Source organism: Mycobacterium paraffinicum, from assembly GCF_025822865.1.
GTDB lineage: Bacteria > Actinomycetota > Actinomycetes > Mycobacteriales > Mycobacteriaceae > Mycobacterium > Mycobacterium paraffinicum.
In genome coordinates, this window is sequence record NZ_JACKUR010000032.1 from 159,011 (window position 1) to 182,208 (window position 23,198).

Consider the following 23,198-nt stretch of genomic DNA (forward strand, 5'->3'; position numbering starts at 1 on the left):
CTAGCCCAGCCCCAGATCGGCAAGGCCCAGCACGCTGCGATACGGCAGGCCCTCGGCCTCGATGGCCTCGGCAGCGCCGGTAGACCGGTCCACGACCGTGGCCACGCCGACCACCTGGCCGCCCGCCTCTTGGACGGCGCGCACCGCCGTCAGCGCCGACGCGCCCGTGGTGCTGGTGTCCTCGACGACCAGCACCCGCTTACAGGCGACCTCGGATCCTTCGATAAGGCGTTGCAGCCCATGGGTTTTCGCGGACTTTCGCACTACGAACGCGTCGATCGGCCGGCCCGGCGCGTGCATGACGGCAGTGGCGACCGGGTCGGCGCCCAGCGTCAGCCCGCCGACCACGTCGTAGTCCCAGTCGTGGGTGAGGTCGCGCATCAGCGTGCCGATCAGGGCGGAGGCCCGGTGGTTCAGGGTCGCGCGGCGCAGGTCGACGTAGTAGTCGGCCTCCTTGCCGGACGACAGCGTCACCTTGCCGTGCACCACCGACAGCCGGCGGACCAGGTCGGCCAGCTCCTCGCGCAGGTCAGGTCCGGCCACGGCCACCGCCGATCCGCTTGGTCACGGCCCGCATCAGCGTCCGCGGGATCATCCGCTCCGCGGCGATGATCGCCTTGTATTGCAGGCCGGGGATGCTGATCACCTTGCCGCGGGCGATGTCGGCCAGGCTCTGGTCCACCACGTCGTCCACCTCGAGCCACATGAACGACGGCGACTTGGCCATGTCGATCCCGGCCCGGGCGTGAAATTCCGTGCGCACGTAGCCCGGACACACGGCGTGCACTCCCACGCCGGTGCCCTGCAGGCCTACGGACAGGCCCTCGCTGAACGAGATCACCCACGCCTTGGACGCCGAGTAGGTCGACCCGCGTCCCGGCACCAGGCCGGCGACGCTGGCGATGTTGATGACGGTGCCGGCGCCCGCCTCGAGCATGGCCGGCAGGGCCGCGCGGGTGAGATGCATGACCGCGGTGACGTTGACGTCGAGCTGCGATTGCAGCAGCGCGGGGTCGGTGGCCCAGAAATCGCCCGAGGTGCCGAAGCCCGCGTTGTTCACCAGGACGCGGACGCCCTGGGCCAGGCGTTCGCAGACCTTGTCGCGACCGGCGGCGTCGGCCAGGTCGGCGGGCAGCACCTCGACCTTGCCGGCCCGGCCCTCCAGCTCGCGCGCCAATTCGTGCAGCCGGTCGACGTCGCGGGCGACCAGGACCAGGTCGTAGCCGTCGCTGGCATAGCGTCGCGCGAAGCCGGCGCCGATCCCGGATGTGGGCCCGGTGATCAGGGCGACAGGACGTGGCATGAGCGACATCCTAATGACGGCGGCCGCGCCGCCCACCCGGCGCCCGGCGCGCCGTCAGTGCTGATAGTTGGTGGCCTGGTGGCCGTTGCGCCCGGCCGGCGGCGGGCGGCGAACGGCGTCCGAGCCGCGCTGCTCCCGGCGGATCGGCTCGGTCGGCCGGCGGGCAGGAGCGTCGCCCAGCAGCCCCGCGACGTCCTGCTGCGCGCGCCGGGGCGGCAACTCCGCACGGCCGGCGGGGGCCAGCGGGCGGCTCGGCGACGCGTTGCGCAGCCCCGCGGGCGCGCCCGCCTCCTGTTGGGTTTCCTCCGGCAGCGGGGGCAACACCCGCAGCAGGTCGTTGAACTGCCGCACCGTGCGCAGGCCCTCGTCCCACTGGGTGCGGGTGCTGGTGATGGGCAGGGCGACCAGCGTCCAGTTCTGCTCGTTCCACATGATCTCGGCGCAGTCCGGTGCGGTGTGCGCGAAGGTGACCATGCGGCGGTCGCAGGCGCGCCGGGCGGCGTCCAGGTTGGTGGAGTACACCATCCGCGGGCCGATCGCACCGAGCAGCCAAATGTCGCTCTCCCGTGGCTCTTTCAGTCCCTTGAGCCGCAGGTCCACCACGACGTTGGTGCCCACCTTGCGGTGCAGCGCGATCACGGTGGCGACTTCCTCGAGGTCGAAGATGTACACGGCCTCGCCGCGGATCTGGCCCAGCACCACGTTCTCGGCGGCGATGTCGCCCACGGTCGAGATCACACCGCGCTTCCAGCGCTTGAGGATGTCGGCCGATTCACGCTCGTAGTCGAACCCGTGCGACCGCGCCCACGACCTGCGGCGCCTGCTGCGCCCGCGGCGTCGATCGAGGTCGACGTACAGCAACACCCCCGCGCCGACGAAGCACAGCGCGGACAGCGTGAACCAAAGGGGGACCATCCCACACAGGGTATCCGCATTTCCGCCGGAATAAAGAAGTCCGGCTGGTCACAACCCAATTACAGGACGTAACACCCCGCGAGTGGGACGGTCCCCCGATGAATCGGCCCAATGGTGGCGACCCGCTTCGCCCGGCTGGAGCTGTTGCGGCGACCCGCTGCGGCCGCGCTCGCGATCGCCACTAGCCCAGGATCAGCGAATCCCCGTCCGGGCTGACGTTCACCGGAACGGTGTCGCCGTCGTGGACGTCACCGGCCAGCAACAGCTTGGCCAGCTGGTCGCCGATGGCCTGCTGCACCAGCCGGCGCAGCGGCCGGGCGCCGTAGACCGGGTCGAACCCGCGCTGGGCCAGCCACTGCTTGGCCGGCAGCGACACCTCCAGCGTGAGGCGGCGCTGCGCCAGCCGCTTCTGCAGCTGGGCCAGCTGGATGTCGACGATCGACACCAGCTCGCCGGGCTCGAGGCCGTGGAAGATGATCACGTCGTCGAGCCGGTTGATGAACTCCGGCTTGAACGCCGAGCGCACCGCGGCCATCACCTGCTCCTCGCTGCCGCCCGACCCCAGGTTGGACGTCAGGATCAGGATTGTGTTGCGGAAGTCGACCGTGCGGCCCTGCCCGTCGGTGAGCCGGCCCTCGTCGAGCACCTGCAGCAGCACGTCGAACACGTCCGGGTGCGCCTTCTCGATCTCGTCGAACAGGATCACCGTGTACGGCCGCCGCCGCACCGCCTCGGTCAGCTGACCGCCCTGGTCGTAACCGATGTAGCCCGGGGGCGCACCGACCAGCCGGGCGACCGAGTGCTTCTCGCCGTATTCGCTCATGTCGATGCGGACCATCGCGCGTTCGTCGTCGAACAGGAACTCCGCCAGCGCCTTGGCCAGCTCGGTCTTACCGACACCGGTCGGCCCGAGGAACATAAACGAACCGGTCGGCCGGTTGGGGTCGGCGACGCCGGCCCGGCTGCGGCGCACCGCGTCGGAAACCGCGGTCACCGCCCGCTTCTGGCCGATGACGCGCTTGCCCAGCTCGTCCTCCATGCGCAGCAGCTTGGCGGTCTCGCCCTCGAGCATCCGCCCGGCGGGAATGCCGGTCCACGCCGACACCACCTCGGCGATGTCGTCGGGTCCGACCTCCTCCTTGAGCATCACGTTCTCGCGCGCCTCGGCGTGCGGCAGCGCGGCGTCGAGCTTCTTCTCGACCTCGGGGATGCGCCCGTAGCGCAGCTCGGCGGCCTTGGCCAGGTCGCCGTCGCGCTCGGCGCGCTCGGACTCCCCGCGCAGCGCCTCCAGCTGCTCCTTGAGCTCGCGGACGACGTCGATCGCGCTCTTCTCGTTCTGCCAGCGGGTGGTCAGCTCGGCCAGCTTCTCCTTCTGGTCGGCCAGCTCGGAGCGCAGCTTCTCCAGCCGCTCCTTGGACGCGGCGTCCTCCTCCTTGGCCAACGCCATCTCCTCGATCTCGAGGCGGCGCACCAGGCGCTCGACCTCGTCGATCTCGACGGGCCGCGAGTCGATCTCCATCTTCAAGCGCGAAGCGGCCTCGTCGACCAGGTCGATGGCCTTGTCCGGCAGGAAGCGGGCGGTGATGTAGCGGTCGGACAGGGTGGCCGCGGCGACCAGCGCCGAGTCGGTGATGCGCACACCGTGGTGCACCTCGTAGCGGTCCTTCAGGCCGCGCAGGATGCCGACGGTGTCCTCCACCGACGGCTCGCCGACGAACACCTGCTGGAAGCGGCGCTCCAGCGCGGCGTCCTTCTCGATGTACTTGCGGTACTCGTCGAGCGTGGTCGCGCCGACCAGGCGCAGCTCGCCGCGGGCCAGCATCGGCTTGATCATGTTGCCGGCGTCCATCGCGCCCTCGCCGGTCGCGCCGGCCCCGACGATCGTGTGCAGCTCGTCGATGAAGGTGATGATCTGCCCGGCGGAGTTCTTGATGTCGTCGAGGACGGCCTTCAGCCGCTCCTCGAACTCGCCGCGGTATTTGGCGCCGGCCACCATCGAGCCCATGTCCAGGCTGATGACGGTCTTGTCGCGCAGGCTCTCGGGCACGTCGCCGGCCACGATCCGCTGGGCCAAACCCTCCACGATCGCGGTCTTGCCGACGCCGGGCTCACCGATCAGCACCGGGTTGTTCTTGGTGCGCCGCGACAGCACCTGCACGACGCGGCGGATCTCGTTGTCCCGTCCGATGACCGGGTCGAGCTTGCCTTCGCGGGCGCGGGCGGTCAGGTCGGTCGAGTACTTCTCCAGCGCCTGATAGGTGGCCTCGGGTTCGGGGCTGGTGACGCGGGCGCTGCCGCGGACCTTGACGAAGCCCTCGCGCAGGGCCTGCGGCGACGCGCCGTGTCCGGTCAGCAGCTTGGCGACGTCGGAGTCACCGGTGGCCAGACCGACCAGCAGGTGCTCGGTCGAGACGTACTCGTCGTCCATCTCGGTGGCCAGTTGCTGGGCGGTGGTGATGGCGGCCAGCGATTCGCGCGACAGTTGGGGCTGCGAGCTGGCACCGCTGGTCTGCGGCAGCCGTTCGACCAGGTGCTCGGCCTCGGTGCGAATGGTCGCGGGCTGGACGCCGACAGCCTCCAACAGCGGTCCCGCGATGCCGTCGGCCTGCGTGAGCAGGGCCATCAGCAGGTGCGCGGGGCGGATCTCGGGGTTGCCGGCGGCCGAGGCCGCCTGGAGCGCCGAGGTCAGCGCCGCCTGCGTCTTGGTTGTCGGGTTGAAAGAGTCCACGACGCCTCCGTTCGCATAAGTAGGGAAAATGCTTGTCGGGTTGTTCAACGCCGTCAAGGTTGAGTGTGTTCCGCTCAACTCTAACGAGTTTTGGGCAATATGGCGTGCGGGGTACCCACCTGGCGATGACGCAGACCGAACCACACCAGGAGCGGGCCGACGCGGGCCGCGTCCGCGGCGCCTTCAGGCTGGCCATCGTGGTCGGCGGGCTGTCGCTGGCGGGACTCGCCGTAGCCGGGTTCCGCACCGACCTCGGGGGGGCCGGACCGTCGGTGACCGTCCCGGAGTCGGGCACGCTGCAGGTCAACGGGGCCGGCACGTCGAAGACCATCCGCTGCCGGGGCGGCTACCTGTCAGTCAGCGGCCAGACCAACACCGTCACCGTCACGGGCCACTGCACCAGCCTCAGCGTCTCCGGCCACGGCAACCGCGTCGCGGTCGACAGCACGGACGCGGTGAGCACCTCCGGGACCGGGAACGCGGTCACCTTCCACTGGGGCTCACCGAACGTCGTCAACACCGGGGCGACCAACACCGTCAAGCAGGGCTGAGCCGGTTACGGGCGATAGCCGGCGGGCAGGTCCAGCTCGTCCGCGTCCGCGGTCAGATAGCGCTGCACGCTGGGCCCGATCAGCGCGACCACCTCGTCGGTGCCGAGGTCGGCCAGCGGGCCCACCTTCATCACATAGCGGAACAACGCGGTGCCGACCAGGTTGGTGCCGGCCAGGTTGGCCCGCAGCAAGGTGTCCGGACCCTCGCCCAGGACGCCGGAGATCGCCGCCATCACGTAACCGCGCATGAAATCGCGGAAGGCCTCGTGCGCGTCGGAATTCAGCATCGCCGAGTGCAGCATGGCGACCATGGTCGGACCGGTCTCCGGCTCGTCCCAGATCTGCAGGTAGGCACGCACCAACCGGGCGCCGATGTCCCCGCGCGAGCCGCCGGTCATCGCGGCGACCAGCACGCCGCCATCCAGGACCAGCCGCATCGACTCGCGGAACAGCTCGGCCTTCGACCCGAACAGGTAAAGCACCATCGCGGCGTCCACGTGGGCGTCCTCGCCGATCTCACGCAGCGTCGTCTTCTCGTAGCCCTGGGCGGCGAACCGCTGCTTGGCCGCGCGGAGCACCACATCCTTCGACACGGGCTCGCCCTGGCGGCGGCCCCTGCGCTTTCGCGCATCGGATGCGGAAGCAGCAGGTGACGGCATACGACGACGGTATCATTTCATTAATTGTTGAAAATATCCCGGCGCGCGGCGAGCCTAGAATCGGGCCCCGTGGGGCTCGAGGACACCGAAGCGTTGCGGGTGCTGCGCGACGCCTTCGCGCAGCAGGAGTCGGGCCCCGGCAACGAACTCATCCGCCGGTTCTACACCCACTGGTTCGGCCTCGACGTGTCGGTACGCGACCTGTTCCCGCCCGAAATGGGCGGCCAGCGGGCCGCTTTCGCCCACGCCCTGCACTGGGTGTACGGCGAACTCGTCGCCCAACGAGCCCAGGAACCGGTCGCCTTTCTGGCTCAGCTCGGCCGGGACCACCGCAAATACGGTGTGCTGCCAGAGCATTACGACACGTTGCGTCGCGCGTTGTTGTCGACGTTGCGGACGTACCTCGGCGATGCCTGGACCGACGCCGTCGACGAGGCGGCCAACCAGTCACTCAACCTGATCATCGGGGTGATGCGCGGCGCCGCGGACGCCGAGGAGGGGCCCGCCTGGTGGGACGGCACGGTCATCGAGCACATGCGGGCCTCCCGCGACCTTGCGGTGGTCCGGCTGCAGCTCGACCGCCCGATGGACTATCACGCCGGCCAGTACGTCAACGTCCACGTCCCGCAGTGCCCGCGCCGCTGGCGGTACCTGTCGCCCGCCATCCCGGCGGATCCCGGTGGCGGCATCGAGTTCCACGTCCGCGTGGTGCCCGGCGGCTTGGTCAGCACCGCCATCGTCAACGAGACCCGGCCCGGTGACCGCTGGCGGCTGTCCAGCCCGCACGGCGGCCTGCGGGTCGACCGGGACGGCGGCGACGTGCTGATGGTCGCCGGTAGCACCGGCCTGGCGCCGCTGCGGGCGCTGATCATGGACCTGAGCCGGTACGCGGTGAACCCGCGGGTGCACCTGTTCTTCGGCGCCCGCTATCGCTGCGAGCTCTACGACCTGCCGACCCTGTGGCAGGTGGCGTCCCACAATCCGTGGCTGTCGGTCTCGCCGGTCTCGGAGTACGGCGCCGACCCGGCGTGGGCCGCTGACTATCCCGACTGCACGCCGCCGCGTGGCCTGCACGTGCGGCAGACCGGCCGGCTGCCCGACGTGGTGACCAAGTACGGCGGGTGGGGCGACCGGCAGATCCTGATCTGCGGCGGGCCGGCGATGGTGCAGGCCACCAAGGCCGCCCTGATCGCCAAAGGCGCTCCGCCGGAACATATCCAGCACGACCCACTGTGGAGGTAAGCATGCGCGTCGTCACCCTGCGCGACCCGGCATCGCCGGTGGCGGCGGAATTCGTGCCCGAGGCGGGCATGATCGGCACCTCGCTGAGCGATGCCGGCGTGGAGCTGCTCGGGCAACGCCGCGGGCTGGACGCCTACGTGACGGCGGGCAAGACGATGGGCATCCCGATCCTGTATCCCTGGGCAAACCGGTTGGGCGCGAACAGCTATACCGCCGAAGGCGTGACGGCGACGCTGACGCCGGGCCAGAACGGCGTCCGTGCCGATCCCAACGGGTTGCCGATCCACGGCGTGCTGGCCGCCTACCCGGGCTGGCGGGTGACGGCCGAGTCGGCCAACGAGCTGGCCGCGGAGTTGGATTTCGCCGCCGATCCGCAATTGCTGGCCAGCTTCCCGTATCCGCATGTGCTGACGGTGGCGGTGCGGCTGGCCGAGCGAACGCTGACGGTGCGCACCACGGTGACCGCCACCGGCGCCCGCGCCGTCCCGCTGTGCTTCGGCTTTCACCCCTACCTGCAGCTGCCCGACGCACCGCGCGCCGAGTGGGTGATCGAAACGCCGCCGCTGCGGCATCTGCGGCTCGACGGCCTCGGGCTGCCCACCGGCGAATCCGAGCCTCAGGTGGCGCTTTCGGATACCTTGGGGGAAAAGGCTTTTGACGATGCCTACGACCAGGTGCCCGACGGCGCGGTGTTCGCGGTCTCGGGTGGCGGGCGCCGCATCGAGGTGCATTTCGAGCGCGGGTATCCCGCGACGCAGATCTTCGCGCCCACCGGGGACGACCCCGCGAAACGGATCGTCTGCTTCGAGCCGATGACCGCCCCGACCGACGCGCTGCGCCGCGGCGGCTACCGCTGCGCGCGACCGGGCCAGCCCGCGGTCGCCCAATTCTCGATCCGTGCATAGGGATTCGGCATGTCCGACCCGGCGCACCCGCAGATCGGGCGAATGATCGAGGAGTTCCGGGCGGTCATATCGCTTCTCGACGAACAGGTTCGGCGGATGCAACGGGTGGCGATCGTGGTCAGCGACCAGACCGGCACCGTCGAGGTGACCATGAACGGCCATCTGCGCCTGACCGGCCTGGTCATCGAGCCCGACATACTGGCCCTGGGCGCCCAGGAGGTCACCCGGCGGATCAACGAAGCAATCGGCGAGGCAGCCGAATTCGCCGACGAGTGGGTGGACGAGGACCTTGTTGAACTGGAGACGCGGGTTGCCGACGCGCTGGCGCAGCTGAGGGACTTGCCGCCGCCGACGTAGCGCTCACGCGACCCAGACGCGGCGCTCCGCCCGGTGGGCGGACGGCGAGTCCAGCGCCAACCGGCCGTCGGAGTCCAGCGTGTAGGGAAAGATCAATCCGATCGCCACGCCCTCGCGGTGCTCGGCGGTGAGCTCGATGCCGTCCCGGTTGCGTTCGGTCAGCGTCACGTTCACCGCCACGACGGCGGCCCGCAGCGAGTCCTTCACCTCGATCAGCGCGCTCCACTGGGCGGCAAGCTGGTCGGCCACCTGCAGATCCCGGCCGCGCGGGTAGTTCGGCGCGATGGCCTGGCGCTGCCCGTGGGCGGACACCGCCAGGGCGAACGGCAGGAACTCGCCCGCCCCGGCGATGCGCTCGGCCGCAAAGCTGACCGCGGCGTCGACCAGGCCGTCCAGGTCGGCCTGCGCCTGCTCCGTCACGGTGTCGCGCCAACCCATGGCCCGAGGGTAGCGTGCTTGGCATGGCCGCCAACGAGCTGCGCGTCTACTGTGCTGAGCTGACCCACGCGTCAAAGGCGACGACGAACGCGGCCGACGAGATCGAGGGCCTGCGACGCAAACTGGGAACGCAGATGGGCGACCTCGGCCGCACCTGGACCGGGCAGGCGGCCACCGCGTATCTCAACGTGTGGGCCGACATCGACGAGGAATGCGGCGCCATGCTCGCAGACCTGCGCTGGATCGGGGAATCGCTATCCGCGGCCGCGGCGGCCTACGCGCACATGGAAGCCAACGGGGCCAACGCATTTCACTCCATCAAGCCCCCGGGGGTGTGAATCATGGCCAGGCGCACGGTCAACGAGGACGAACTGGTCGACGCGGCCGACGCGATGCGCCAGTTCTGTCTCGTGATGAAGGACCGCCTGGCCGAGGTGGCCAAGGATTTGCGGGGCCTGCAGGGCAGGTGGGAAGGTGTGGGCTTCGACGCGTTCCTGGAGCGGGTGCAGCACTGGCAGCGTTGGGCGGACGAGACGAGCGAGCTGGTGTTCGACATGCACCTCAACGCGCACATCGCCCACCGCAACTACACCCACAACGCCGAGGTCAACACCTCGATGTGGGGCGGATAGCGGCCGGCGTATTGGTCGGGCTGCTCCTTGGCCCATATTCCGACGGAATGGCGCTGACCCGGAGGCTTTTCGGAAACGGATCGGGCAGTGCCGCGAGCTGGCCGCGGTCCGTGGGCTCGTCGGTGGCAGCATAAAGCGCTCCCTCGTCGTAGAACGTCGTGTCGTCGGGTGGCAGGAAGTCCCGCACAAGCGGCAGGTAACCATCGCCGAACCAGGTCCACCAAACGGGATTGGCCGGTAAGCCCAGGATCCCGTCCTCACCGCGCAGCGACCCGCTCAGATCTATGCTGTCGTCGCGCGGCCCGGAGAGCTTGTGGTTGCGCAGCACCTCGCCGGTAGCCAGCACGCTGCCGCGGCGGCGGGCGAATTCGACGAAGAAGCGGCGCACGGCGTTTCGCCAGCGCGAGTCGTCTAGCGGTTCGGCCACGAGCCACAGAGTGTCAACGCAGACGCCACCCCATTCTTTCGGGTAGAGCCCGCCCTCGAGGCAGGGGAACGTCGCCTTGAACCGCGCCACATCGGAATACACGTCCACGAACCGGGCATCACCGTCGCGGTCCAGGCGGTAACGCAGCGGGTCCACTTCGCCGAAGCGGCGCGGAAGGGCCTCGGGGAGAAGCTTTCTCGCAAGCTCCAACCAAACTGTGGCCGCGTTGGGCGCCGACACCGGCGAGTACCAATCAAGCTCGAGGACTCGGATCAGCTCGGTGTCGGGCCGGCTGACCTTGCGGGCCCCGCGGGCGCCGAGGATGTCCTCGGTCTGTTCATCGACCGCCACGCCGCCAGCGGCGACGGCCAACGCCTTGGCGAACCGCCGGGCCGGCCGCACCTCCGCCGGGTCACTGCCCTCCACGCTGATCTGCCAGCTGGTGGAAGGCTCGAGCACGTAGGGGACGACGTCGTCGGGCACATCCTCGGGCTCGATTCCGTGGGGCCCGAACACGGTGAATGCGTAGGTGTCGTGCTTGCCGCGCACGACGGTGACCTCGCCGTCCCCGCTGTCCCCGATCGACAACCCGGGCACGGATTCGACGATCGCTTCCAGCTCTTGGTCGTCGACGTTGCCTGACCCGTAAACCGTCAGGTCATAGGACATGGCGGGCTCCTTATCGGGTGTAAACGCGAAATCCCAGGCTGCCATAGAATCGGTTCGCCGGTTTGAGAGCGGGGCGTGGAGTGACGGACGTCGATCCGGAATTGTTCTACGACGCGGCCGCTGCCTACAAGGACAACAGCGACCACGCCGCCGCCGCGTTGCGCAAACTTGCCGGCGTACAAGCGGCCAACGCCGCCGGCACCCACGGGGTGGGCCCGCAGTGGGCGACGGCCTTCGATGCCGCGGCCGACGAGGCCGGCCAGGTAGCCTTCCGGCTGGTCAACGTCTTCGACAACCTCGGCAGCCTGCTGCGCCAGGACGGCATCAACCACGACGAGACCGAAGAGGCGTCCACCCTCAACCAGCGCGACGCCTTTGGCGCGCCGATCACCCCGCCGGGACAATCCGCCGGGACCTACATCGACGCGGCGGTCGACGTCGGCTCGGTCGCCGGGGGCGGCGATCCGGAACCGCCGCACTGGGATTTGGTGCGCGGCCAGATCACCGACGGCTGGCCCGACGGGCACCCCGACCGGGTGCAGGCGGTCGGTTCGGCGTGGGAAACCTTCGGACACGACCTGGTGCACATCGACGATGAGCCCGGGCCGGAGGAGCAGCGCCTCATCGTCGACGTCGAGGCCGCGGAGATCGCCTTCGTAGTGGACCGGCTCAACGAGGCGCGCGGCGTCAGCACCGACATCGCCGGCGCGTGCGGGGATTTGTCGCGCGCGGCCAAGGACTACGGGGAGAAGCTCAAGTCGGTCAAGGACGACATGGCTTTTGTCGTGCGCAGCCTCGACCTGATCGTCAAGATCCTGGACGGCTACCCGCCGCAACTGCACATGATCACCGAGGCCATCAAGCGGACGTTCATCGCGACGGCGGTCACGCAGATCAACGGGCTCAACACGGCGCTGCGGACCACGGCCACCGCCTCGCTGACGGACCTGACGACGGCCGCCACCGCCATGAACACCGCGTTGCCGGCGGTCAAGACGCTGCTCACTCTGGTGCCACGACGGGTGGATCCGACACCGACGCAACGGATCAACGACAACCGCCTCAAGGGCCGCCGCGCCGAACAGCTCGCCGGCATCGACCAAGGCGCCAAGCGGCCGATACAGGTGACCGACCCGAAGACCGGCGCGCTCAGGACACGGATTCCGGACGAGATCGACGACCGCGACCACGTGGTGCGTGAGGTGAAGAACGTGCAGAAGCTTGACGCGACGCAGCAGATCCGGGACATGGCACAGTGGGCGCGGGACAACGGCTACAAGTTGGTCATCGTGGTGGACAGGGGCCGCACCAACGTTGGCAGTGTGGAGGACACCTTGCGAAGGGACTACCCGGGGCTGAACGTGGAGATCGATCAAAGCATCAACCTGTCATGAGGTCACCAGGGGAGCCCGCCACTTGGCCGGAATCCGAGCAGGCGATGAAGCGTCAACTGGACGCAGCCGGGATACCGGAAGACACTGTTTGGGAATTGGTCAACTCGCCCAACGACTATCCGCAGGCGGTGCCGATCATCGTCGATTGGCTGCAGCACCTCGATGAGCGTGTTCCTCCTGAAGAGGATCGTCGGGCCTGGCGCGCCGGCCTATTGCGCAATCTGATCACCAAGCACGCGAAGGGCAACCGCGCCGCTATCGATGCTTTGTTTCACCAGTTCGAGATCGAACCGCCGCTAAGCAACCTGGAACTAGAAGCCGCCGGGTTCGCTCTCGCAAAAATTTGTGAGCGCTCCGACTTCCCGCGCATCGCCGCCCTAATCCGCGCCGGGCGGGACTTCCCCACCAAATCGCTGCTGGTGGAGTGGATCGGGCAAATCAAGACCGACGAAGCCAAAGAGCTTGCCGTGAGCCAGCTTCCCTATCCGGCCTCCCGGATTCCGGCCATGCGGGCGTTGGTGCGGCAGCGCGCCACGGGCGTGCGCGACGCCGTCGCCGAATACCTCGACGACGAGCACGAGATCTTCCGCAAGGAGGCGCGGAAGACCCTCGACAAGCTGCCCGAAGCCTGAAGGGGCTAACGCCCTCGGCGCGGCTGCCACACCACCACGGCGGTGCTCTTGGGCACCACCGCCAGATCGCGGCGCTGGCCGGCGCGCAGCTGTGCCAGCTCCTCGGTGAGTTCCTGCACGCGCGCCTGCAGCGCCTCGACGTGATTGGTCAGTTCGATGATGCGCTTGATGCCGGCGAGGTTGACCCCCTCGTCCTGGGACAGCCGCTGCACCTCGCGCAGGAGGTTGACGTCGTGCTCCGAATAACGCCGTCCCCCACCGGAAGTGCGTTGCGGGCTGACCAGGCCGAGGCGATCGTAGGTCCGCAGGGTCTGGGCGTGCATGCCGGCCAGCTCGGCGGCGACCGAGATCAAAAACGTCCGAGACTCGTCTCGTGAATTCTTGGCCATCAGCGATTACCTGCCCATCCCGCCCGTGGGTCGAACCCGCTGGCACGCTCGGCGGCCGCGTACGCCTCCAGCGCCTCGGCCGCGGCGCCCTCCACGTTCGGCGGCACGGCGACCTTCACGGTGACGAGCAGGTCCCCGTTACCGCCGCTGCGCTTGGGGACACCGCGCCCGCGCACCCGCAGGATGCGGCCGTCGGAGGTCCCCTTGGGCACCCGGACGCCCACTTTGCCGTCCAGCGTGGGCACCGAAATCGTTGAGCCCAAGGCTAATTCGGTGAAGCTCACCGGGACGGTCACGGTGAGGTCGTCACCGTCGCGGCCAAACACCTTGTCCGGCCGCACATGTACGGTCACGTACAGGTCGCCCGACGGGGCCCCGCGCAGCCCGGCCTCGCCCTGCCCCGGCAGCCTGATGCGCTGCCCGTCCTCGACGCCGGGCGGGATGCGCACGTTGATGGTGCGGGTGCGGGTGGTGACCCCGGTGCCCTTGCACTCGTCGCAGGGGTGCTCGATGATCGAGCCGCTGCCCCGGCAATCGGTGCAGGGCTCGGAGAAGCCGAACGCGCCCTGGTTGCGGTTGATCACGCCGGAACCGTTGCAGGTGGGGCACACCTTCGGGCTGGTGCCCGGACGTGCGCCGCTGCCATGGCAATTCGTGCATGGCGCCGGGCTGGTCAGCCGCAGCGGCATCGCCACGCCCTTGGCGGCCTCGACGAAATCCAGCTGCGTCTCGGTCTCCAGATCGTTGCCGCGGCGCGGCCGGCTGGGACGGGCGCTGGCGCCGCGCCCGAACAAGCCGCCGAACAGGTCACCGATGTTGGCGCCACCGCTTCGGCCGGCGGCGTCGAACAGGTCGTTGAGGTTGAACTCGGCGCCGTCACCGCCAGCACCGAAGCCGCCGAAACCGCCGGTGTCGAACCGGCGGCCGCCGAATCCGCCGCCCGCGAACAGGCGGCGGGTTTCGTCGTACTCCTTGCGCTTCGCCGGATCCGACAACACGTTGTGCGCCTCCGACACCGCCTTGAATCGCTCGCCGGCGGCGGGATTGTCGGGGTTGGCGTCCGGATGCAGGTCGCGCGCCAGCTTCCGGTAAGCGCGTTTGATCTCTTCGGGACTGGCGTCAGAGGAGACGCCCAGCTCCTTATAGAAGTCCTTTTCGACCCATTCTCGCTGGGCCATGTCGCGTCACCCCCTTCCACCTTTCTGTTCTGTTGTTGTGCTGATTGTGTGGTCTATTCACCGGATGCGCCGGGGTTATCGTCCGATTCGGCCGCCTCCGACGCCGGGGCGCCCTCGTCCGGCACGGTGTCAACGACACCGACCAGAGCGTGCCGCAGGACCTGCTCGCCCAGCTTGTACCCCTGCCGCATGACCGTGCCGATCACCGGCCTGGAGCCGTCGCCGCCGTCGCCCTCGTGCTGCACGGCCTCGTGCAACACCGGGTCGAAGTCCTCGCCTTCCTCGCCGAACGCCACCAGACCGAGTCCGGTCAGGGCGCCGTCCAGCTTGTCGGCCACCGACTTCAGCGGGCCCGACTCCAGGTCGCCGTGCTTACGCGCCCGCTCGAGATCGTCGAGCACGCCCAGCAATTGGCTGACGACGGCGGCCTTGGCGCGGTCCGCCGCGGCCTGCTGGTCGCGCAGCGCACGCTTGCGGTAGTTGGCGAAGTCGGCCTGAACCCGTTGCAGGTCGCCCAGCAGTTCGGCGGCCTTGCCGGCCTCCTCGGGGCTTTCGCCCGCGAACTCCCCGGGGGACGTGCCCCCTCCCGGCTGTGGGCCGGGAGGGGCGTGGCGCACCTCACCCGTTTCGGGGTCGATCCGCCGTTTGTCGGTGACCGTCACCGGTTCCTGATTTCCGTCCGTCACTTGGACTCCCGGTCGTCGTCGACCACCTCCGCGTCCACGACGTCGTCAGCCGAGCCCGACGGTCCGCCGGGCGCACCGGCCTCCGCGCCGCCCGCGGCCTGGGTGGCCTCGTAGATCGCCTGTCCGAGCGCCTGGGACTCCTGGCCCAGTTTCTCCATCGCCGCCTTGATCGCGGCGATGTCGGTCCCCCCCAGGGCCGTCTTGGCCTCGGCGATGGCGCCGTCGACCTTGGACAGCGTCTCCTCGGGAACCTTCGACCCGCCCTCGGCCTCGCGCTGGTCCTTGACGAACTTCTCCGTCTGGTAGACCAGCGATTCGGCCTGGTTGCGAACGTCGGCCTCCTCGCGACGCTGGCGGTCCTCCTCGGCGTGCGCCTCGGCGTCCTTGATCATCCGGTCGATCTCCTCCTTGGACAGGCCGGAGCCCTCCTGGATCTTGATCGTGTTCTCCTTGCCGGTGCCCTTGTCCTTGGCCGTGACGTGCACGATGCCGTTGGCGTCGATGTCGAAGGTGACCTCGATCTGCGGGACTCCGCGCGGAGCCGGCGGGATGCCGGTCAGCTCGAAGGAGCCGAGCAGCTTGTTGTGCGAAGCGATTTCGCGCTCGCCCTGGTAGACCTGGATCTGCACCGACGGCTGGTTGTCGTCGGCCGTGGTGAAGGTCTCCGACCGCTTGGTGGGGATGGTGGTGTTGCGCTCGATGAGCTTGGTCATCACGCCACCCTTGGTCTCGATGCCCAGGCTCAGCGGCGTAACGTCAAGCAGCAGAACATCTTTCACCTCGCCCTTCAACACACCCGCCTGAAGGGCCGCTCCCACCGCCACAACTTCGTCGGGGTTGACGCCCTTGTTGGGCTCCTTGCCACCGGTCATCTCCTTGACCAGCTCGGACACCGCGGGCATGCGGGTGGAACCACCCACCAGCACCACGTGGTCGATCTCGGACACCGAGATGCCGGCGTCCTTGATTACCGACTGGAACGGCTGACGGGTGCGGTCCAGCAGATCCTGTGTGATGCGCTGGAATTCGGCGCGGGTCAGCTGCTCGTCGAGGAACAACGGGTTCTTGTCCGCGTCGACGGTGATGTAAGGCAGGTTGATCGAGGTGCTCTGCGAACTCGAGAGCTCGATCTTGGCCTTCTCGGCGGCCTCACGCAGCCGCTGCATCGCCATCTTGTCCTTGGTCAGGTCGATGCCGCTGGTGCCCTTGAACTTGTCGACCAGCCACTCGACCACCCGGTCGTCCCAGTCGTCCCCACCGAGGTGGTTGTCACCGCTGGTGGCGCGGACCTCGACCACGCCCTCGCCGATCTCGAGCAGCGAGACGTCGAACGTGCCACCGCCGAGGTCGAAGACCAGGATGGTCTGCTCCTTCTCGCCCTTGTCCAGGCCGTAGGCCAGCGCGGCCGCGGTGGGCTCGTTGACGATGCGCAGCACGTTCAGGCCGGCGATCTGGCCGGCTTCCTTGGTCGCCTGGCGCTGGGCGTCGTTGAAGTACGCCGGCACGGTGATGACGGCGTCGGTGATGTCCTCACCGAGGTACGCCTCCGCGTCGCGCTTCAACTTCATCAGCACCCGCGCGCTGATCTCCTGCGCGGTGTATTTCTTGTCGTCAATCTCGATGGACCAGTCGGTGCCCATGTGCCGCTTGACCGAACGGATGGTGCGGTCGACGTTCGTCACCGCCTGGTTCTTGGCGGGCTGGCCGACGAGCACCTCGCCGTTGCGCGCGAACGCGACGATGGACGGGGTCGTCCGTGAGCCCTCGGAGTTGGCGACGACGACGGGGTCACCGCCCTCGAGAACTGCGACGACGGAGTTGGTGGTCCCGAGGTCGATACCGACCGCACGAGCCATAGTGATTCCTCCTGATTGAGTAGAGCCTTCTTGGTGCCACTATGCTGAGTGAACCCCGCTCAAGACTGCTCTGGACGGCACCGTGGTGTCAACCCAGCATTGAGTCTGGTTCGCTCAACTTGTCGACCATGCTAACGGCGCTCGCCGCCGTCTTGTTCCCGGGGCGCCGAAAAAGTGCGTCGCGACGGCGCCGGCCGTGCACCCAGGGCGGAAATCGTGGCCAAATCCCGCCATGAGCGCACGCTCGGCGCCGCCGGCGCACACCGAAGCCGATCAGTCGCCCTCGAAGGGAGCGGCAGCCGCTCGGCGAGCCCGCCGGCCCGCGGATGGGTTAACCTGAGCTTCCCTGGAGCCACCCCCGGCAGGAGCTTGATGGCACCGCTCGACAGCGCCGCCGCGCGGCTCACCCGCGAAGACGCGGGCTATCACAAGGGGCTCACCAACCGCCAGGTACAGATGATCGGCCTGGGCGGGGCCATCGGAACGGGTCTTTTCCTCGGCGCCGGCGGCAGGCTCGCGTCGGCGGGGCCGGGGCTGTTTCTGGTGTACGGCATCTGCGGCATCTTCGTGTTCTTGATCCTGCGCGCCCTCGGCGAGCTGGTGCTGTACCGCCCGTCCTCCGGATCCTTCGTGTCCTATGCCCGGGAATTCTTCGGCGAGAAGACCGCTTTCGCCGCGGGCTGGCTGTACTTCGTCAACTGGGCGATGACCGGGATCGTGGACACCACCGCGATCGCGCACTACTGCCACTATTGGACGGCGTTTCAGGCCGTCCCGCAGTGGACGCTGGCGTTGATCGCGTTGGTCATGGTGCTGGCGATGAACCTGATCTCGGTCAGGCTGTTCGGCGAGCTGGAATTCTGGGCCTCGCTGATCAAGGTGCTCGCGCTGGTGACGTTCCTGGTCGTTGGCGCCGTCTTCCTGGTCGGCCGCTTCAAGGTCGACGGTCACGACCCCGGCGTGGCGCTGTGGGACAGCCATGGCGGCCTCCTGCCGGCCGGCCTGCTGCCCCTGGTGCTGGTCACCTCGGGGGTGGTCTTCGCCTACGCCGCCGTCGAACTCGTCGGCATCGCGGCCGGCGAGACCGCGAACCCGCACAAGATCATGCCGCGCGCGATCAACTCGGTGGTGTTTCGCATCGCCATCTTCTATATCGGGTCGACGGTCCTGCTGGCGCTGCTGCTGCCACACACCGCCTACCGGGACCACGTGAGCCCGTTCGTCACGTTCTTCTCGAAGGTCGGGTTCGGCGGGGCGGGCAGCGTGATGAACCTCGTCGTTCTCACCGCGGCGCTGTCCAGCCTGAATGCCGGGCTGTACTCCACCGGCCGCATCCTGCGGTCGATGGCGATCAACGGCAGCGGCCCGAAGTTCACCGCACCCATGACGAAGAACGGCGTGCCCTACGGCGGGATCCTGCTCACCGCCGTTGTCGGCCTCCTGGGCATCGTGCTCAACGCCGTCAAACCGAGCCAGGCGTTCGAAATCGTGCTCCACATCGCCGCCGTCGGCGTGGTGGTGGCCTGGGGCACGATCGTGGCGAGCCAGCTGCGGTTCTACCGGCTGTCCCGCGCCGGGACGTTGCAACGGCCGCACTTCCGGATGCCGCTGGCACCCTACAGCGGCTACCTGACGCTGGCCTTCCTGGCCGGCGTCCTGGTCCTGATGTTGTTGGACAAGGTCCAAGGCCCGTGGTTGCTCGGCGCATTGGCCGTCGGGATCCCGGGGCTGATCGGCGGCTGGTATCTGGTCCGCAATCGCGTGCGGGCCGCCGCCGAGGACACCGCGCTGCCGGCCGCCGACCCATCCGCGGCGGCCTAAGGCTCGTCGACGTCCTGACCGCCGGCGAGGTCCGCGCAGTCGACGACCTCGACGTCGTGCCGGGTGCGCAGGTACGCCCCGGCGCCGCGATCGCCGGAGACGCTCGATAGCACCTCGGGCCAGTGCCGGCGCGCGATCACCACCGGATGGCCCGGACGATCACCGAACACGGCGCGCGCCAGCCCACTGGGGGACGCGATCGCGCGGCCGAGCACCCGCGCCACCACAGCGGCGCCGACGTCGGGGGTGTCGACGACGTGCAGCACGGCGTAATCCGCGCCGATCCGGCCGGCCTGCTCCAGGCCGGTGCGCACCGAGGCGCTCAACCCGTCTTCCCACCGCGGCACGGGGACCGCGACCGCCCCGACCGGGGCGGGGACCTGCGCGGCGCCCAGCACGACGACGACGTCGGCGCAGCCCCCGCCGCGCAGGGCGTCGACCGCGGTCTGCAGCCAGCCCTCGACCAGCACCTTCGGCCTGCCATAGCGCCGCCCGGCACCCGCGGCCAGCACAACACCGACGCTGTGTGGTGGAGAGGTCGACTCCGGTAACCCCACTCTCCTATGATGACATTGCACTTCTCCCAAAGCGATAACATCGCTATGCACCGGCCGGATGGAGCGTCATGAGTCAGGACGTACAAGGGCACGCCGTCACCCCGGCGCCCCGGTACGCCGGCACCCGCGTCCAGCGGGTGGAGGACGGCCGGCTGCTGACCGGCCGCGGCAGCTTCGTCGACGACATCTCGCGGCCGGGCATGCTGCACGCCTGCTTCGTGCGCAGCCCGTTCGCCCGCGCGCGCATCAACGGCATCGACGCCTCGGCCGCGCTGGCGCTCCCCGGCGTGCGCGCCGTGTTCACCGCCGACGACCTCAACCCGGACGTGAAAGAGGCCTGGCATGCCGTCGCCGGCAAGGACATGCCGGACACCCCGCGACCACCGCTGGCCGAGGGCGAGGCCAAGTTCGTCGGCGACCCCGTCGCGCTCATCGTCGCCGAGAGCCGCTACCTCGCCGAGGACGCGCTGGAACTCGTCGACGTGGACTACGAGCCGCTGCCCGCGGTCAGCGACTTCACCCGCGCCCAGGACTCCGATGTGCTGGTGCACGACGCCTACCCGAACAACGTCGCCGGCGGGATGGGTGGGGCCCCGCCGGACGAAGAGCTGTTCGCCAACGCGCCGTGCGTCGTCAGCGAGAACATCTATCAGCAGATCTACGCGCCGGTGCCGATCGAGACCCGCGGCCTGGTCGTCGAATGGACGGCCGCCACCGGAGAACTCACCATGTGGGCGTCCACCCAGACCCCACACGAACTGCGGGCGTTCTGCGCCCGCCTGTTGGGCATTGCGGCGCAACGTGTTCGGGTCATCATGCGCGACACCGGCGGCGGCTTCGGTCAGAAGGTCGTCCCGATGCGCGAGGACATGTGCATCATGCTGGCCGCGCGCAAGGTGCCGGCGGCGCTGAAGTGGATCGAGGACCGGCGCGAGAACCTGATGTCGGCCGGGCAGGCCCGGCACGTCGACGGCACCGCGCGCATGGCTTTCGACGCCGAGGGCAACATCGCGGCCGCGGACATCGACTTCGTCCAGGACATCGGCGCCTACCCGACGCCGTACCCGGTGCTGACGACGGCCGCGATCGGGATGTTCTTCCCGGGCCCCTACCGGGTGCCCAAGGCCAGCTTCAACTACAAGACGGTGTTCTCCAACACCAGCGGCCTGGCCGCCTATCGCGGCCCGTGGCAGTACGAGACGCTGGCGCGCGAGATCCTGCTCGACATCGCCGCCCGCAAGATGAACATCGACCCGGTGGAGCTGCGCCGCCGAAACCTTTTGCGCCGCGACGAGATGCCGTACGTCAACCCCAACGGCATGCCGTACGACCACGTCGCACCCATCGAAACCTTCGAGCAGGCGGTGAAAATCCTTGACCACGAGGGGTTTCGCAAAGAACAGGCCGAGGCGCTGGCGCGGGGCCGCTATCTGGGCCTTGGCTTCTCGGCCTACATCGAGCCGACCGGCGCCGCCACCGGCCACCTGGCCACCGAAGGCGCCACCATCCGCATGGAGCCGACCGGCAAGATCAACGTGTACGTCAACGGCGGCTCGAGCGGGAACAGCATCGAGACCACCGTCGTCCAGTTGACCGCCGACGCGCTGGGCGCCGACATCGACGACGTGGCCACCATCCAGGGCGACACCGCGGTCACCCCCTACGGGGCCGGCACGCAGGGCAGCCGCAGCGCGCCGATGACCGCGGGGGCGGTCAGCGAGGCGGGCGCCATCCTGCGCGAGAAGATCGTGGCGCTGGCCGCGCACCACCTCAAGGTCGCGGAATCGGAAGTGGAACTTGGGTTTTCGGTGGCCAGCGTCCGCGGTGACCCGGCCAGGTCGGTGTCGTTCGGTGAGCTGGCGTACGTGGCGTACTACTCGCCGCAGCAGCTGCCGCCGGGAATGTCGGCCAACCTGGAGGCGACCGCCCGGTTCAACTCGACCAACCCCATCCACTGGTCCAACGCGACCCACGCCTGCACCTGTGAGGTGGACGTGGCGACCGGCAAGGTGACGTTGCTGCGCTACATCGTCAGCGAGGACGTCGGGCCGATGATCAACCCGTCGGTCGTCGAGGGCCAGATCGCCGGCGGAACGGTGCAGGGCATCGGCGGTGCCCTGATGGAGGACATGGTCTACGACGACGACGGCAACCCGCTGGCAACGACTTTCGTCGACTACCTGCTGCCCACGGCCACCGAGGTGCCGCCGATCGAATTCGGTCACGTCGAGATTCCCGGGCCGGGGCCGGGCGGCTACAAGGGCGCCGGCGAGGGCGGGGCCATCGGCTCGGTGCCCGCGGTGATCAACGCCGTCAACGACGCGCTCGCACCGCTGGGTGTGACGATCACCCGGCTGCCGGCCAGTCCGGCGTCGATCGCCGCCCAGCTGGATCGGGGGGAACGGTGAAACCGTCCGCGTTCGAATACCACCGCCCCGACAGCATCGACGACGCCGTGGGCCTGCTGGCTGAGTTGGGTGACTTGGGAGACGGGGCGAAAATCCTTGCCGGCGGCCAGAGCCTGGTGCCGATGCTGGCGATGCGGCTGGCCTACTTCGACCATCTGATCGACATCTCCCGGCTGCCCGAGCTGCAGGGCATCGAGCGCAGGGGCTCAGAACTGTGGATCGGCGCGGGGACCACCGAGACCACCGTTGGCGCCGACGAGCAAGTGCGCCAAGCGGTTCCGCTGTTGACACGGGTGACGCCGTTCGTCGGGCATTTCCAGATCCGCAACCGGGGCACCCTCGGCGGGTCGATCGCCCATGCCGACGCCGCCGGCGAATACCCGGCGGTCGCCCTGACGCTGGATGCGGTGATGGAGGTCCAGTCGCCGCGGGGGCGCCGCGAGATCGCGGCGGCCGACTTCTTCGCCGGGGTGTGGGAGACCACCATGGATTCCGATGAGGTGCTGACCGGCGTGCGGTTTCCCGTGTGGGACGGCAGGTCCGGGTTCGCCGTCGAAGAGTTCTCGCGCCGCCACGGCGATTTCGCGATTGCCGGCGCCCTGGTCGCCGTCCAGCTCGACGATCGCGACCGGGTGTCGCGCTGCGCGATCGGGCTGCTGGGCATGGGGTCCACCGTCCGGCGCGCGACGGCGGCCGAGGTCGCGGCCGTGGGCAGGCCCGTCGGCGAGCTGGTGCCCGAGGAGATCGGCGAGGCCGCGATGAGCGGGCTCGACGACATTCCCAACGACCTGCAAGGGTCGGCGTCCTACCGGTTGAAGGTCGGCGCCACCATGGCCGCGCGCGCGTGGACACAAGCGATAGCCGAAGCCCTGGGGGCAAGCAATGCGTGAACACCCAATCGAGTTGTCCGTCAACGGAACTGAAATCACGGCCGGGGTGGAACCGCGGATGACGCTGGCGGACTTCCTGCGGGACAAGTGCGGGCTGACCGGAACGCACCTGGGCTGCGAGCACGGGGCATGCGGGGCGTGCACGGTGCTGCTGGACGGCGAGGCCGTGCGCTCGTGCCTGATGTTCGCGGTGCAGGCCGACGGGTCCGAGGTGACGACGGTCGAAGGCGTCGCGGCGCCGGACGGCACTCTGTCGCCCGTGCAGTCGGCGCTGCGCGAGTGCCACGGGCTGCAATGCGGCTTCTGCACGCCGGGTTTCGTGATGTCGCTGACCGCGCTGCTGCGCGACAACCCCGACCCCAGCGACCACGAGATCCGGGAGGGCCTGTCGGGCAACTTCTGCCGGTGCACCGGCTACCAGGGCATCGTCGCGGCCGCGCGCCGCGCCGCCGAGACGCAATCGGTCACGCAGCGGTAAAGCTTCACCATCGGGGCCGCATCGATAGGTGCGCGGTTACCGGGGGTTTCGTCACTTCGCGCGTAATCTGATTTCCCGATATC

The 23,198-nt window shown here is 69.0% G+C and carries 24 protein-coding genes; 12 read left to right on the top strand and 12 right to left on the bottom strand.

Translation table 11 applies throughout. From position 1 onward, the window contains the following. The 4 genes from pyrE to clpB all read right to left on the bottom strand — a co-directional run bounded on the left by pyrE (position 1) and on the right by clpB (position 4,946). Positions 1-543, bottom strand: coding sequence for an orotate phosphoribosyltransferase (gene pyrE, locus H7J89_RS22445; RefSeq protein WP_264046827.1), 543 nt, complete (start codon positions 541-543; stop codon positions 1-3). Continuing rightward, complete coding sequence (locus H7J89_RS22450) at positions 530-1,303, bottom strand: SDR family NAD(P)-dependent oxidoreductase (protein WP_264046829.1); 774 nt, start codon at positions 1,301-1,303, stop codon at positions 530-532. Before H7J89_RS22450 ends, pyrE begins: the two co-directional genes overlap by 14 nt. 54 nt (positions 1,304-1,357) lie before the next feature. Next, on the bottom strand, positions 1,358-2,218 hold the full coding sequence (gene ttfA, locus H7J89_RS22455) for a trehalose monomycolate transport factor TtfA (RefSeq protein ID WP_264046831.1): 861 nt from the start codon (positions 2,216-2,218) through the stop codon (positions 1,358-1,360). A gap of 181 nt (positions 2,219-2,399) precedes the next feature. Next, positions 2,400-4,946, bottom strand: a complete 2,547-nt coding sequence (clpB, locus tag H7J89_RS22460; protein WP_264046833.1) for an ATP-dependent chaperone ClpB — start codon at positions 4,944-4,946, stop codon at positions 2,400-2,402. Positions 4,947-5,071: 125 nt separating this feature from the next. Between clpB and H7J89_RS22465 the strand changes: the two genes are divergently transcribed. Then, positions 5,072-5,497 carry a DUF3060 domain-containing protein gene (locus H7J89_RS22465; protein ID WP_264046835.1) on the top strand — a complete coding sequence of 142 codons (426 nt, stop codon included), beginning with the start codon at positions 5,072-5,074 and terminating at the stop codon, positions 5,495-5,497. A 5-nt stretch (positions 5,498-5,502) separates the two neighbouring features. On the opposite strand, the gene H7J89_RS22470 is transcribed toward H7J89_RS22465, so the two are convergent. Continuing rightward, the gene (locus tag H7J89_RS22470; RefSeq protein ID WP_264046838.1) at positions 5,503-6,156 is read right to left on the bottom strand and encodes a TetR/AcrR family transcriptional regulator; all 654 of its coding nucleotides are present in this window, start codon (positions 6,154-6,156) and stop codon (positions 5,503-5,505) included. Between the two features lie 69 nt (positions 6,157-6,225). Between H7J89_RS22470 and H7J89_RS22475 the strand changes: the two genes are divergently transcribed. The 3 genes from H7J89_RS22475 to H7J89_RS22485 are packed head-to-tail and all read left to right on the top strand — an operon-like array spanning position 6,226 to position 8,660. After that, entirely contained in the window at positions 6,226-7,398 is a 1,173-nt protein-coding gene (locus H7J89_RS22475) for an FAD-binding oxidoreductase (protein WP_264046840.1), read from the top strand. Between the two features lie 2 nt (positions 7,399-7,400). After that, entirely contained in the window at positions 7,401-8,303 is a 903-nt protein-coding gene (locus H7J89_RS22480; protein WP_264046842.1) for an aldose 1-epimerase, read from the top strand. A gap of 9 nt (positions 8,304-8,312) precedes the next feature. Next, the gene (locus H7J89_RS22485; RefSeq protein ID WP_264046844.1) at positions 8,313-8,660 is read left to right on the top strand and encodes a YbaB/EbfC family nucleoid-associated protein; all 348 of its coding nucleotides are present in this window, start codon (positions 8,313-8,315) and stop codon (positions 8,658-8,660) included. Positions 8,661-8,663: 3 nt separating this feature from the next. Here H7J89_RS22485 and H7J89_RS22490 read toward each other — a convergent pair whose 3' ends face one another. Beyond that, complete coding sequence (locus H7J89_RS22490) at positions 8,664-9,098, bottom strand: hypothetical protein (protein ID WP_264046847.1); 435 nt, start codon at positions 9,096-9,098, stop codon at positions 8,664-8,666. A 23-nt stretch (positions 9,099-9,121) separates the two neighbouring features. Here H7J89_RS22490 and H7J89_RS22495 point away from each other — a divergent pair, with 23 nt between their 5' ends. Together H7J89_RS22495 and H7J89_RS22500 are read left to right on the top strand one after the other, a co-directional pair. Continuing rightward, a complete protein-coding gene (locus tag H7J89_RS22495; protein WP_264046849.1) occupies positions 9,122-9,436 on the top strand; it encodes a WXG100 family type VII secretion target in 315 nt (104 codons plus the stop codon). 3 nt (positions 9,437-9,439) lie between these two features. Further along, positions 9,440-9,730, top strand: a complete 291-nt coding sequence (locus H7J89_RS22500; protein WP_264046851.1) for a WXG100 family type VII secretion target — start codon at positions 9,440-9,442, stop codon at positions 9,728-9,730. On the opposite strand, the gene H7J89_RS22505 is transcribed toward H7J89_RS22500, so the two are convergent. Further along, the gene (locus H7J89_RS22505) at positions 9,705-10,826 is read right to left on the bottom strand and encodes a hypothetical protein (protein WP_264046853.1); all 1,122 of its coding nucleotides are present in this window, start codon (positions 10,824-10,826) and stop codon (positions 9,705-9,707) included. The two genes, H7J89_RS22500 and H7J89_RS22505, sit on opposite strands and share 26 nt — an antisense overlap. An 80-nt stretch (positions 10,827-10,906) precedes the next feature. On the opposite strand from H7J89_RS22505, the gene H7J89_RS25800 reads away from it, so the two are divergent. Both H7J89_RS25800 and H7J89_RS22515 read left to right on the top strand, forming a co-directional pair. Continuing rightward, positions 10,907-12,220 (top strand): putative toxin, encoded by a 1,314-nt coding sequence (locus tag H7J89_RS25800; protein ID WP_264046855.1) that lies wholly within the window; start codon positions 10,907-10,909, stop codon positions 12,218-12,220. Between the two features lie 44 nt (positions 12,221-12,264). Then, on the top strand, positions 12,265-12,852 hold the full coding sequence (locus tag H7J89_RS22515; protein ID WP_264046857.1) for a hypothetical protein: 588 nt from the start codon (positions 12,265-12,267) through the stop codon (positions 12,850-12,852). A 5-nt stretch (positions 12,853-12,857) separates the two neighbouring features. On the opposite strand, the gene H7J89_RS22520 is transcribed toward H7J89_RS22515, so the two are convergent. From H7J89_RS22520 to dnaK, 4 genes are read right to left on the bottom strand one after another with little or no spacing between them, the layout of a single operon-like run. Further along, positions 12,858-13,241: a heat shock protein transcriptional repressor HspR gene (locus H7J89_RS22520; RefSeq protein ID WP_067790280.1), complete on the bottom strand. Its 384-nt coding sequence runs from the start codon at positions 13,239-13,241 to the stop codon at positions 12,858-12,860. Further along, on the bottom strand, positions 13,241-14,419 hold the full coding sequence (gene dnaJ, locus H7J89_RS22525; RefSeq protein ID WP_067212708.1) for a molecular chaperone DnaJ: 1,179 nt from the start codon (positions 14,417-14,419) through the stop codon (positions 13,241-13,243). The genes H7J89_RS22520 and dnaJ overlap by 1 nt, the downstream gene beginning before the upstream one ends. Positions 14,420-14,472: 53 nt before the next feature. Then, positions 14,473-15,105 carry a nucleotide exchange factor GrpE gene (gene grpE / locus H7J89_RS22530; protein WP_264046862.1) on the bottom strand — a complete coding sequence of 211 codons (633 nt, stop codon included), beginning with the start codon at positions 15,103-15,105 and terminating at the stop codon, positions 14,473-14,475. After that, a complete protein-coding gene (gene dnaK, locus H7J89_RS22535) occupies positions 15,102-16,961 on the bottom strand; it encodes a molecular chaperone DnaK (protein ID WP_264046864.1) in 1,860 nt (619 codons plus the stop codon). The genes grpE and dnaK overlap by 4 nt, the downstream gene beginning before the upstream one ends. 372 nt (positions 16,962-17,333) lie before the next feature. Here dnaK and H7J89_RS22540 point away from each other — a divergent pair, with 372 nt between their 5' ends. After that, entirely contained in the window at positions 17,334-18,782 is a 1,449-nt protein-coding gene (locus tag H7J89_RS22540; protein WP_264046866.1) for an amino acid permease, read from the top strand. Here the strand turns inward: H7J89_RS22540 and H7J89_RS22545 are convergent. Continuing rightward, positions 18,779-19,339, bottom strand: a complete 561-nt coding sequence (locus tag H7J89_RS22545; protein WP_264046868.1) for a nucleotidyltransferase family protein — start codon at positions 19,337-19,339, stop codon at positions 18,779-18,781. The two genes, H7J89_RS22540 and H7J89_RS22545, sit on opposite strands and share 4 nt — an antisense overlap. A 68-nt stretch (positions 19,340-19,407) precedes the next feature. On the opposite strand from H7J89_RS22545, the gene H7J89_RS22550 reads away from it, so the two are divergent. The 3 genes from H7J89_RS22550 to H7J89_RS22560 are packed head-to-tail and all read left to right on the top strand — an operon-like array spanning position 19,408 to position 23,115. Further along, the gene (locus H7J89_RS22550; protein WP_264046870.1) at positions 19,408-21,747 is read left to right on the top strand and encodes a xanthine dehydrogenase family protein molybdopterin-binding subunit; all 2,340 of its coding nucleotides are present in this window, start codon (positions 19,408-19,410) and stop codon (positions 21,745-21,747) included. Beyond that, positions 21,744-22,637: an FAD binding domain-containing protein gene (locus tag H7J89_RS22555; protein WP_264046872.1), complete on the top strand. Its 894-nt coding sequence runs from the start codon at positions 21,744-21,746 to the stop codon at positions 22,635-22,637. The genes H7J89_RS22550 and H7J89_RS22555 overlap by 4 nt, the downstream gene beginning before the upstream one ends. Further along, positions 22,630-23,115 (top strand): (2Fe-2S)-binding protein, encoded by a 486-nt coding sequence (locus H7J89_RS22560; protein WP_264046874.1) that lies wholly within the window; start codon positions 22,630-22,632, stop codon positions 23,113-23,115. The genes H7J89_RS22555 and H7J89_RS22560 overlap by 8 nt, the downstream gene beginning before the upstream one ends. The last annotated feature ends 83 nt before the right edge of the window (positions 23,116-23,198 follow it).